We start from the raw sequence: 12,528 nt of genomic DNA on the forward strand, positions 1-12,528 counted from the left end.
GATATTTGCAGTTCCATTTTGTGTGTGATAAACTGTGTAAGTCATCTGAATATTGTTTGTTCATATGATTCCCTCCGTGTCCATTATGCAGTTGGTAGCCGCATAATGAACACGGAGGTTTTTTCATTATCACTCCACTAAAGTTTTCACTGACCCCCAGCCTAGCTGGGGGTTTTATTGTAAGACAAAAAAAGATGAGCTTAAAAAAGCTCATCTTACCCCGTTATAAAAAAACAAAACCCAACCCAAACTATCATTTTTAAAAATACATAGTCTCTTTTTTTATAAACGTCTTTTTTCACGATAATAAAAGAGTCCTCCTACACACAAAGATAAAACAGTTAATATTAAATAATAATTTTCTTCACTTGTATCTCCTGTTTTCACTGCTGGCATCAATTCATCATACATGACCACTTTTTGTATTTCACCGGTATCTTGAATAGTGAAGTGAATATCTTGTGCTAATTTATAACCTTGTGGCGCTACTGTCTCGTGTAATGTATAAGTCTTTCCAACCTCTAAATTTTTAATCGTATGAGGTGTTTTATCACTTATCCATTCATCAATGACTTTTCCATCTTGATCACTTACTTTTAATGATGCCCCTTCAAGTTCCTTATTGTTTGTAATGTCTTGTTTACTGATTTCGATTTTAGTATCTTCGTCAGTCATGTTTAATGCCACATTTTCATTTGCTTTTGCAGTAAATGTTTTTTCTTTAAAAGTTGCATATCCTTTAGGTGTTTTAGTTTCTCTCAATACATATTTCTCACCGGCAACAAGACCTCGAATCATATGTGTTGTTTCATCACCATTAATATCAATATTTGTATAAGTTGTTTCACCATCCTTTACAAATACCAATCTGTAATCATCACGATCTTTATTTTTTAAAATACTGTAAGTAACAGTTGAATCTTCATCATCAACATACATCCCTTCAGTTTTTTCATTTCTTAATAATTGAGATTTCATTTCATCGGTTACATCAAAAATATGTTGACCCGAAACCCATTTATCAACAATGTTTTTAGTCTTATTAGAAGTAACTGTCATTTCAGCGCCTTTTAAAAGATTCCCTTTTTCATCGCTCTTTATCATTTCTACCTTGGCATCAACCATACTGATTCTTTGAATTTCACCATCTTCATTGACTTTAAATTCTATTGATGATGCTTCGATGTATCCTGTTGGACTTTCATTCTCATTTAGATAATATATTTTTCCTGCATCTAAACCATCTATTTCATGCTCATTTCCATCAGAAATCCATTCATCAATAACATGACCATCTTCATCAGTTACTGACATTTTTGCTCCAACTACTTCTTGTTCACCAGTGACATCTGTCTTGCTGAATTTTGTTTTAGTAATCTTATTATTTTGATTATGACTAACTGTATAGACAGTTGTTGTATAGTCTTTTTGAGTAATTGTAAAATCATAAGGTGTTTGATCTAATACATATCCTTTTGGACATTCAGTTTCAACTACCTGATATTTACCTAGAGGTAAACCTGTTAATTCTAATTGACCATTTTCATCAACCGAAATATTTCCCTTGGCATCCATTTTTCCTTTAGAAACTTGAACACCTTGAGAATAAGTCATTGTATTTCCATCAGCAGTATCAATGATACATTTACCACTGTTTAAAGTAACGACATCACCTTTTGCATACAGTTGTTTTAATGAAACTGTATCAATGATATTATCAGCCGCAATAACCTGATATTTAGTTTTAGTAATGTCATGATCAGCCAAATCAGTAGCATCTTCATTTGCTGCTTCTAGTGTTTTTTGTACATCTAATGTTCCTGTAGGTCTTAATGTATTAACAACAATCTTTTTAGTTGTTTTATCTTTAACAATAGTAACTTGCCATTGTGCAACAGTTGGAGCGAAATAATCTTCGCAGTCAACTTCAGTCAATGAATATGTTCCTACTGGAAGATAGTCAACTAATAATTCATAGTCACCATCAGCATCCTTAGTTACTTCAAAAGTTTCATCATAACCATTATATGATGTTGATACTAATCTAAATTTTGAGTTCTTTTGGAAATTAGATGTATTATCAACTTTCGATAATCTTAATGCTCCAAAATCAAGCCAGTCAACAGAATAATACAATTCAGCTTCATCTGGGTCTTTTTCCCATGATCCAATTGACTGAAAACTATTCCCAGAATGAATTGCAAGTGCAGTAAATCTTTCACATCCTGCACCCGCAACATTTCCAGATTCATAATCGCTTGGACTGTTTTTACATGGTGCAGTCAAATAAAAACTTTGTCCTGCATTCAATACATAAGTACCACCTGTTTGTGTAGCACCTGTCGTTACATTATGCAATGTAACATTGTCTTGTAATGTAATATTAGCTTGAGCATTCGTTCCTTCCAATTTAACAGTGTTTGTTTTTTGGTTCTTATTAATAGGATCAAAAGCTGCTGTCAATTTTGCCGTAACACCATCTGCTTCAACTGGATTCCATGTAGCATAGCCAATATCAGGTTGCGACATGATCCAGCGATAACCCCATAATAAATTATCACCATATCCCGTACCATCTCCGTTTGGCCATTTTTTATTAAATGCATCAAGATTCAAACCCATTAAATCTCCACTGTAGGCATATGATAACCAAATATGTGTGAAAAGATAGGCTCCGTCATCCCAGTTTCCTTTTGCTTCAGAAAAATCATCTGGAACACAGGCTGTCAATGTATCCTGATACATTTTCTTTACGTTACTGTTATAACCTGGTCCACCAAAACCGTAATAAAGTAATTTTCTTACGGCTTCGTTATTATCAATAACCTGAGCAGGATATTTTTGATCTGCCGGTGTATTTTTACTTGCTTCTAAACAGTAAGCCACTTTTCCATTGTAGTGCATAAAATTAGTAGACCACGCTTTATTGCTTCCTATCTTTTTTGACCACCACCACGGATAGTTGATCTGTTTACCAGCCGTAAAATCTTTTGGTACACTTGTATCTAATGCCTTTACAGTTGTACTTCCTGTCATGCATAGAGATAGAATCATACCCACAATCACAAAGACTTTTGTAATTCGATTGATTATTTTTTTAACCTTCATAAATGTCTCCTTCTTTTTTTAATTTAATCCTTTTTTCAAATAAAAAGTGCGCCCTCTTCTTATTTGAAAATGTAGTTTAGATAAAAACATATATGTTTTTATGATGTAAACATCATATTTAATTTGAAATAGGCTTTATTTCAAAACTCGATTGATGACCCTGAATATAAAAAAGACAATCTTTCGATTGCCTATGGGTGAAACACCCATTTAAGTATATAGTTTTTCATTTTAAGTTAGTCCTTTCTCAAGTATAAAAAAGACAATCCGTAGATTGTCCTTGTCTGTTTAATTTTATTCCCAATAATCAGATGATCCATAACTTCTTCGAGGATGTCTATGACCACTCTCTTCATTAGCATCATTACAATTCATTGAATATAATTTATTCTTAGCATCATCTAACGACACAGTAGAATATGCAATATTTCCACACATATTACATTTATACCAATATTTTGTTTTTAATACTTTTGATGGTTGTGATGGAGTTGTCGGTGTACTTGTATTGCCTCCTGTTGATGGTTTTGATGTGTTTCCTCCTGTACTTCCACCTGATGAAGAAGTTGTATTGTTATTTGTTTGTGTATTTGTTTTCTTTCTTGTCACAACAACAGTTTTCTTATTTCCGTTTGCATCAGTTTGTACTTCAGTCGTTGTTTCAGTATTGGCATCATTTGATGGTTCTTTTACTGTTACCTTAAATTCCTTTTCAGTTTTATTTTTATTGACATCTTCTACCGATGCCTTTGCTGTATATTCACCAGCATTATTTGCATCGACACCACTATAGTCAACTTGAATATCATTGAGCTTAGCTAAATCAGTTGCACTCATTAATGATTTAAAATCAAAAGTTGCTAGATCAGTACCTTTAACGATTTCTGTATTATCTGGAACAGTTAGTTCTGGTGCTGTTGTATCTTTTACGTTGACTTTTACTGTTTTAGTTTCATCTTTGTATTTAACTATTACCTTGTATTTTCCAACAGAAGGATAACCTTTATCTCTTTTTGATAGAACATTTCCAGCTTCGTCAGTTATATCTTCTTTTTCATTTTTTAAACTATCAGTTATTTTTACATTCTTTTTCAAGTATTTTACATCATCCTTATCTAGTCCTTTAGTTTTGACTAAATCTTTAAATGATGGCTTATATGTTTGACCATATTCCACTTTAATATTTTCTTTGGTTAATTCTAATGCAGGTGATGTATCTCTAGTTGCATAGACAGTACCAGCAATAACTCCTACTGCCACTACTCCTACTACGATACCTGCCGTGATTTTTTTTTGCTTTGTGTTTAAGTATTTTTCAATAACGCTCATTTTCACAACTCCTATTTAAAAATGTTATATATTCTAATACATAGGAAACAAAATATACAATAGTTTTTTCATTTTCAGTTTCTACAAAAAAGCCAGTCACATGACTGGCTCATACTCTATTTAATTGATTCGTGTAATTGTATATCCTTCTTTATCAAATGCATCAGTAATTGTTTTGATATGACTTTCACCATTAGTTTCACACGTTACACGTAATTCAACTTCTGAAAAACGAGCAAAGTTTTTAAACTGGTTATGTTCTACCCCAACAACATTAGCGTTACATTGATTTAATATATGAGATACTTTTTCTAATTGTCCTGGCATATCAGGTAATTGTACAGAGAATGTAAAGATACGTCCTCTAGAAATTAAACCTTTATTAATCATTGATGAAATAGTCATCACATCAATATTTCCACCAGAGATAAGCGAAACAACTTTCTTCCCTTTGAATTTTAATTTCTTTAATCCAGCTAAAGATAAAATACCAGAACCTTCTGCTACTAATTTATGTTTTTCAACTAATAACAAGAATGCTTCCATTAATTCATAATCATCTACTAATACAATTTCATCAACATATTTCTTAATATATTCAAATGTTTTAGCACCGATTTGTTTTACTGCTGTACCATCAGCAATAGTATTCACTTCTTTTAATAAAGTAATTTGATCTTCTTGAATAGCTGCTAAAGCACTGGCTGCTCCTTCTGGTTCAACCCCTATAATTTTAACGTTAGGATTAATTGCTTTTGCTGCACAAGCAATACCAGAAATCAATCCACCACCACCGATTGGTACTAAAATCGCATCTGCATCTGGTAATTCATCTAAAATTTCTAAAGCAATTGTTCCTTGTCCTTCCATAACATCTTCATCATCAAAAGGATGAACAAATGTATATCCTTCTTTTTCTTGTAACTCACATGCTTTAGCATAAGCTTCATCATAAACATCACCATATAAAACAACATCCGCACCATGTGCTTTTGTTGCTTCTACTTTAATTAATGGTGTATGAGCAGGCATACAAATTGTTGCTTTTACACCTAATTTTTTAGCTGCATAAGCAACCCCTTGAGCATGGTTCCCTGCCGAAGAAGCAATAAGCCCTCTTTTTTTAGCTTCATCATCTAATTTAACAATTTTATTATAAGCACCTCTAATTTTGAATGCTCCTGTTTTTTGTAAGTTTTCAGGTTTAATATAAACATCGTTACCACATTCATCACTAAACGCTTCACTATGTATTAATTTTGTTTCCATAATGACTTCATCAACCCTCTTTTTAGCTGCTTGAAAGTCTTCTAATTTTAACATAATCATATCCTCCTTGATTGTTTCTATTATAGCACAAACAAAAATAAGGGTTAAACCCTTATTTTTGTTTTATTTGATTAATTTGTTCATCATAATAATAATCATTCTTTTCTAAACGTTCAAAGAAATCATGTTCGTTTAAATCATTAATATCTAACAGATTTTCTAATGACATATCATCATCTCTTAACTTCATATTTAATATACTGACAAGCATGTGAATATCATTTGGTAACATTAAATTTCTCCCTTTTCTTCTAATTTCTTTAAGCAATCATAGATACCATCTTCATCATTAGATAGTGTCACATAGTTAGCTCTTTCTTTAACTCCATCTACAGCATTAGCCATAGCGACACCTAATCCTGCATATTCAATCATGCTTAAATCATTATAACCATCACCAAAAGCAATGACTTCTTCTTGTTTTATATTTAATTTTTTAGCTAAAGCATCTAAACTTTGCGCTTTATCAATCCCAGGACCCATAACTTCAATAAAATAAGGTGCACTTCGATAAATACTTAAAGTATCACCAAATGGCTCTTTAAATTCATCAATAATACTTCCTACATATTCTGGATCACCTGTTAATAAAAGTTTGTTCACATTAAAATCAACATAACCTTTAAAATCATCAACATGCTTAATATCCATCTTATTGATTCTATGTTCTTCTTGAATATACTTGTCACTTTCATCTTCAGTGATCACATTTCGATCCTGATATGTTAATACTGATAAATGATATTGTTTAGCACGATCATATACTTTTTTTACAACATCTGGTCCATAAATATTTTCATACATCACTTCACCTGTTTTATAATCAATAATTCGTGCTCCATTAAATGAAAGGATATATCCTTCTAATTCTTTTAAATTTAGTAAATCTGCTTCGTAGTAAATACCAGCTGTAGGTCTACCTGAAGCTAAGACAATCTTTACACCTTTTTTAGCAAGTTCAAGCAATTTATTTTTAGTTAATGGTGTAATTTCTTTTTGGGTATTTGTAAGTGTTCCATCTAAATCTAACGCTATTAATTTATATTTCATATTTGCCCCCTTATATCTGCTTAAAGTTTATGAAAACCACTGTAGGTTGTCAATATGTATTTTCTTTGACAATAATATTATAACTTATATTTTGGTGTTATAGGGTTCATTGTTATATTTATTTTGTATCATCATTATTTCTTGAATTATTTTTATCACATAAATTATATTTTTTTATTATATTAAATAATTTTTATTGCTTTTTTAATTCTTTTATACTATACTGTACTCAATTACTAAAAGTAATGAAAAGCAAAGACGAGGAGAGTAAGCTATTTATAAAGCTTTAGCGAGTCAGGATATGGTGAAAGCCTGATAGTGGTTAAATAGACGAAGAACACCTCTGAGCTGTCTACCGAAAGCATAAGCGAGTAGGCTAGAACGTGACTAGTCACGTTATCACTAGCGGGTATCGAGTACTCTTTGAAGTATTTTCCGTACCATGTAATATATACATGTTTTTATGTTCGATACTCGCTTAATTTATATTATGCGAGTTTTTTATTTAAGGGGGAAACAAAAATGTGCGGCTTTTTAGTTGTAGGTAGTGATGAATTTGAATTAGATACTTTTAAAAAGGCTTTAGATCAAGCTAATTATAGGGGACCTGATCATCAACATATTTCTATTGATGAACGTATTACTTGGGGATTTAATCGTTTATCTATTATGGATTTATCAGCTAAAGGAAATCAACCATTTTACAATCAAGATTGTATTTTAGTGTGTAACGGAGAAATATATAACTATCCTGAATTAAAAAAGAAATTAGAAACAAAATATACTTTTAAATCAGGGAGTGACTGTGAAGTTTTAATTCCATTATATAAAGAGTATGGAATAGAAATATTATGTAAATATTTAGATGCTGAATTTGCGATGGTTTTATATGATAAACAAACAAAGAAAATCATGGCAGCACGTGATCCGATGGGAATTAGACCTATGTTTTATGGTTATAGTAAAAAACAACATCAAATCTGTTTTGCTTCAGAAGCAAAAGCATTATTTGATATTTGCGATGATGTTATGCCTTTTCCACCAGGTCATTATTATCTTGATGGACAATTTATTAACTATAATGATTTAAGCTTTGTAAAAGCCATCTTCAATGATGATATTGAAACAATTGGTCATCAATTAAAAGATAAATTAGAAAAAGCAGTAGAAAAAAGATTTATGTCTGATGCCCCTATTGGTTATTTACTAAGTGGTGGTTTAGATTCATCATTAGTATGTGCTATTGGACAAAGATTATCAGACCAGCCTATTCGTACTTTTGCGATTGGTATGGACAGTGATCCTATTGATTTAAAATATGCAAAAGAAGTCGCAGATTACTTAGGAACAGAACATACCGAAGTCATTATGACTAAAGATGATTTATATCAACACTTAAAAGAAGTTATCTTTCATTTAGAAACCTTTGATATAACAACCATCCGTGCCAGTATGGCAATGTACATATTATGTAAATACATTCATGAAAACACTGATATTAAAGTCATTATGACCGGAGAAGTATCTGATGAATTATTTGGCTATAAATATACTGACTATGCACCTAACGCTCAAGCTTTTCAAGAAGAAGCTGCCAAACGTATTCATGAACTTTATATGTATGATGTTTTAAGAGCCGATCGTTGTATTTCTGCTCATGCTTTAGAAGGACGTGTGCCTTTTGCTGATCGTGATTTTGTTGAGTATTCAATGAGTATTGATCCTGCTAAAAAAATGAATGTTTATAATAAAGGAAAATATTTATTAAGACATGCTTTTGAAGGAACTGATTATTTACCTCAAGATATTTTATTTAGGGAAAAAGCCGCTTTTAGTGATGCTGTTGGTCATTCTATGGTTGATTACTTAAAAGATCTTGCTGATAGTCAATATAGTGACCAAGATGTTCTTTCAGCCAAAGAAAAGTATCCTTATTGTACTCCATTCACCAAAGAATCATTGATGTATCGAGATATCTTTGAATCATTTTATCCAGGTGGTGCTAAATGGATCAAAGATTTCTGGATGCCAAATAAAAGTTGGGAAAACTGTGATGTAGATGATCCAAGTGCTCGTGTCTTAAAAAACTATGGAGATTCTGGAAAATAGAAACATTAAAAATGAATAATTAAAAAAGACATCTATCATGATTTTTATTGGTCATGATGTGATGTCTTTTTAATTTAAAATATTATTTATCTAAAAAGAATGTACATACTTCAAAATGAGCTTGAGGATGATCACAAGCCGGACATCTTTCAGGTGCTTCTAATTCTTCATAAATAAATCCACAGTTATTACATTTCCATAATACGGATGTTTCTCTTTTAAATGTTGTTTGATTATTTAAAGTTTCTAATAATTTTAAATAACGAGCTTCATGAAATTTTTCTGCTACTGCAATATTTTCCAAAATAACAGCAATATCCTCAAAGCCTTCTTCTCTTGCTGTTTTCGCAAACCCCGGATACATTGATGTATATTCTTCATTTTCTCCTTGAGCTGCAGCTTTTAAGTTTTCAGCAGTTGTAGACATTAATACCGGAAACTGACCATCCGTATAAATTGTTTCTCCAGCTAATTCTTTATTCATGATTTTCATTAATCTTTTAGCGTGTTCCTTTTCTTGATTAGCTGTTTCTAAGAAAATATTTTGAATTTGAACAAAGCCTTCTTTTTTAGCGATAGATGCATAATATGTATAGCGATTACGAGCTTGGCTTTCTCCTGCAAATGCATGCATTAAATTTTGTGCTGTTTTTGTTCCTTTTAATGACATTGTTCTTCCTCCTTATATAAATAGCAATCATTCCTATTTATATAATAACAATATTCCTTTAATTTGTCAAAAAGAAGATGCTATGCATCTTCTTTAAATAACTCATGTATTAATAATTTTTCTACCTGTCTTAAAAAAATATCTTGATCTTTTTGTGTCCGTTTTTTAGGACCTTTAATATGATGACTTCTTTTTCTTTCTTGATGTCCTAAATAACGTGACATCAACAAGTTAGAAATATTATCTTCATTAATCATCTTTCCTGTTGGATGTAATACCTTGGCATCTTTTAGTAAAACCAAACTTGCTAGTCCATAATCCTGACTAATGACCAAATCACCAGGTAAAACATTTTCTACAATAGCCTGGTCAACACTGTCTTTGCCTATATCACAAATAACACATTGATAGTCATCACTTATTTGATGAGCATAATCAATGAAAACAATCATTTCAAAACCATATTGTTGACACAACTGTTTAATTTCTTTTTTATTAGGGCAGGCATCACCATCAATTAATACCCGCATACTCCAGCTCCAATTAAAATAATCATAGCCAAAATACCACCAAGTAAACCACCTAAATGTCCGGTTTTCGATACTTGATGATCTAATAAGGTATAAGCCACATTCACCGCAATCACAAGTAAATTATTTTTTAATATAATTAAAAATGGTCCTTGGTAAACTAAACCTAAAACAATCATTGCCCCTAATAAACCATAAAAAATCCCACTTGCACCTAGTGTGACCGTATTTTCATTTTTATGCGTATACAAAGTATAACCATAAGTCACTAAACTAGAGCCTAAACATGCCATTAAAATTAAATAAATATAAGGTAAAGGTCTAAGCAATGATTCAAAAAATGAACCTAAATAATAAAGCGCATAACAATTCATAAATAAATGAACGAATTCTACATGGATAAAATTAGATGTTAAAAAGCGCCAATATTCATGTTTGATTTCGACTCTTGGTATATATAATGCGCCATATTTAATAGCTAAATCAAGTGTATCTGCTTCTCTTTTTTTAATTTGTACCATTGCATACACAGCAATACAAATTACAATTATCATTAGTGTTATTGTCATGATTTCTTCTCACTTTCATTTTTAATCACTTCTACTTTCCTTGTTCTTTGTAAAGTATTGCCATTATCATTCTTTACAGAATAAATCACTTCATATACCCCTTCTTTATCATACTTTACATTATTTTTTAGAATTTGGATCCGACTTGTGATATCATTTCCATTTCCATCACTGGCACTCACTCCAGCCATTGGATCAAATTTTTCTCCTTTTTTAATTTCAATATCTGTAATTCCAAGTAAAGTAGGATAATTACCATGGTGTCCAACCACAATTTTAACTCTTAATTTAGCTGCCTGGTTCCCTGCAGCATCGACAACTAAAATATTCATAACATAAGATCCATTTTCGTTAAATGTTTGTTGTGTTTCTTTTTTACCATTATCTAACAAGAAATAAGCTTTAATTTTTGATTGATCCTGAACGGATTCTAACAAATCATAAGCTTGAATTGTTTCACCAGGATTAACATTAAAAACAATTTGTTTTAATTTAACAATTGGTTTTGTTGTATCTTCTATTTTAATATAAAAATCATATTTTGAACCTGCATATTCTACAGAAGCTGGATAAATACCAATTTCATTTTTAACATTTGAGAAGTTTAATTTTGCTTGTTTTAAAACAGTGTCATTAGCATTGATATAAGTTGCTACATCTGTAGAAATTTCATTTCCAAATTCATAAACAAAGATTTCTCTTTTTAAAGTAATTGGTGTTAATCGAAGGGCGATAATGACATCTAAAGTACAAATGGCCACAAAAAAACTAAAAATAGCTAAAATGACTTTTTTCTTCATGATTAACACCTCCTTATTTATATTATATCATTTATTTTTATTATTATCTTCTAAAAGTATGGTACTTTTATGACATAGTTTATTCCTAATAAAGCAAAAAAGCAATATCAAAAAAGAATGTTTAAAAAATTAAACATTCTTCTTTCGTTTTTATTTAGATAATCTTTCTAAAACCTTTGTTTTTCCTAATAATTCCATTGATGCAGCTAAATCAGGACCATGCATAATTCCTGTTGTAGCAATACGTAAAGGCATATAAAGCATCTTTCCTCTTGCTTTTGCTTCTTTTTGAGTTGCTTTAATGCATGCAAAGATTTGATCTTGTTTAAAATCTTCTTCAGATAATGCTTCAATCTTTGATTTAAAGACTTCTAAAGTATGAGGAATAGATTCATCTTTCATAAAATCTAAAGCTTCTTGATCTGGATGCATTTCATCTTCAAAGAATAATTTCACTTGTTCAACGATTTCTTCACCGCATGAAATATGATCTTTATGAACTTCAACTAATTTTTCAATCCATGCTTCACTTTTATCAGATAAATCATATGCATCTTGTAAGAATGGTAAACATAATTTTGTTAGAGCTGGCGTGTCTAATTTTTTGATATATTGGCTATTAATCCATTTTAACTTATTAATATCAAAAATAGCTCCTGATTTAGAAATACGTTTAACATCAAAGGCTTCTACTAATTCTTCTAAACTAAAGATTTCTTTTTCTTCTTTAGGAGACCAACCAAGTAAAGCAATATAATTTAAAATTGCTTCATTTAAGAATCCTTTATTAATTAAATCTTGATAACTAGCATCACCATTACGTTTAGATAATTTATGTTGTTCATCTTTCATAACTGGTGGACAATGAATATAGGTTGGTACATCCCACCCAAATGCTTGATAAATTAAATTGTATTTAGGTGTTGATGATAAATATTCATTTCCTCTTACTACATGGGTAATATTCATTAAATGATCATCTACGATATTAGCAAAGTTATATGTAGGATAACCATCACTTTTTAATAAAACAC

11 protein-coding genes are annotated in these 12,528 nt (G+C 30.8%); 1 reads left to right on the plus strand and 10 read right to left on the minus strand.

Annotation, left to right across the window (positions count from 1 at the left end; genetic code table 11):
• Positions 1–282: 282 nt before the first annotated feature.
• From DWZ53_RS04685 to DWZ53_RS04705, 5 genes are all read right to left on the minus strand, one after another.
• The gene (locus DWZ53_RS04685; RefSeq protein ID WP_118432486.1) at positions 283–3,108 is read right to left on the minus strand and encodes a SpaA isopeptide-forming pilin-related protein; all 2,826 of its coding nucleotides are present in this window, start codon (positions 3,106–3,108) and stop codon (positions 283–285) included.
• A gap of 294 nt (positions 3,109–3,402) precedes the next feature.
• On the minus strand, positions 3,403–4,437 hold the full coding sequence (locus DWZ53_RS04690) for a hypothetical protein (RefSeq protein ID WP_118432488.1): 1,035 nt from the start codon (positions 4,435–4,437) through the stop codon (positions 3,403–3,405).
• A 120-nt stretch (positions 4,438–4,557) separates the two neighbouring features.
• Positions 4,558–5,760 carry a threonine ammonia-lyase gene (gene ilvA, locus DWZ53_RS04695; protein WP_118432490.1) on the minus strand — a complete coding sequence of 401 codons (1,203 nt, stop codon included), beginning with the start codon at positions 5,758–5,760 and terminating at the stop codon, positions 4,558–4,560.
• Positions 5,761–5,818: 58 nt separating this feature from the next.
• Positions 5,819–5,998 carry a DUF4250 domain-containing protein gene (locus tag DWZ53_RS04700; protein ID WP_118432492.1) on the minus strand — a complete coding sequence of 60 codons (180 nt, stop codon included), beginning with the start codon at positions 5,996–5,998 and terminating at the stop codon, positions 5,819–5,821.
• Positions 5,998–6,816, minus strand: coding sequence for a Cof-type HAD-IIB family hydrolase (locus tag DWZ53_RS04705; protein WP_118432494.1), 819 nt, complete (start codon positions 6,814–6,816; stop codon positions 5,998–6,000). Before DWZ53_RS04705 ends, DWZ53_RS04700 begins: the two co-directional genes overlap by 1 nt.
• Positions 6,817–7,338: 522 nt before the next feature.
• Between DWZ53_RS04705 and asnB the strand changes: the two genes are divergently transcribed.
• Positions 7,339–8,925 carry an asparagine synthase B gene (gene asnB, locus DWZ53_RS04710; protein WP_118432496.1) on the plus strand — a complete coding sequence of 529 codons (1,587 nt, stop codon included), beginning with the start codon at positions 7,339–7,341 and terminating at the stop codon, positions 8,923–8,925.
• Positions 8,926–9,007: 82 nt separating this feature from the next.
• On the opposite strand, the gene rbr is transcribed toward asnB, so the two are convergent.
• From rbr to gltX, 5 genes are all read right to left on the minus strand, one after another.
• Positions 9,008–9,595, minus strand: coding sequence for a rubrerythrin (rbr, locus tag DWZ53_RS04715; protein WP_118432498.1), 588 nt, complete (start codon positions 9,593–9,595; stop codon positions 9,008–9,010).
• Positions 9,596–9,675: 80 nt separating this feature from the next.
• Positions 9,676–10,125 carry a DUF188 domain-containing protein gene (locus tag DWZ53_RS04720; RefSeq protein ID WP_118432500.1) on the minus strand — a complete coding sequence of 150 codons (450 nt, stop codon included), beginning with the start codon at positions 10,123–10,125 and terminating at the stop codon, positions 9,676–9,678.
• Complete coding sequence (locus DWZ53_RS04725; protein ID WP_118432502.1) at positions 10,113–10,694, minus strand: rhomboid family intramembrane serine protease; 582 nt, start codon at positions 10,692–10,694, stop codon at positions 10,113–10,115. The genes DWZ53_RS04720 and DWZ53_RS04725 overlap by 13 nt, the downstream gene beginning before the upstream one ends.
• Positions 10,691–11,494 carry an immunoglobulin-like domain-containing protein gene (locus DWZ53_RS04730; RefSeq protein WP_118432504.1) on the minus strand — a complete coding sequence of 268 codons (804 nt, stop codon included), beginning with the start codon at positions 11,492–11,494 and terminating at the stop codon, positions 10,691–10,693. The genes DWZ53_RS04725 and DWZ53_RS04730 overlap by 4 nt, the downstream gene beginning before the upstream one ends.
• Positions 11,495–11,644: 150 nt before the next feature.
• A partial coding sequence (gene gltX, locus DWZ53_RS11295) for a glutamate--tRNA ligase (RefSeq protein WP_233541839.1) occupies positions 11,645–12,528 on the minus strand: 884 nt, incomplete at its 5' end.

The sequence above is a fragment of the Coprobacillus sp. AF33-1AC genome (assembly GCF_003475785.1).
In the GTDB taxonomy this organism is placed as follows: Bacteria; Bacillota_I; Bacilli_A; order Erysipelotrichales; family Coprobacillaceae; genus Faecalibacillus.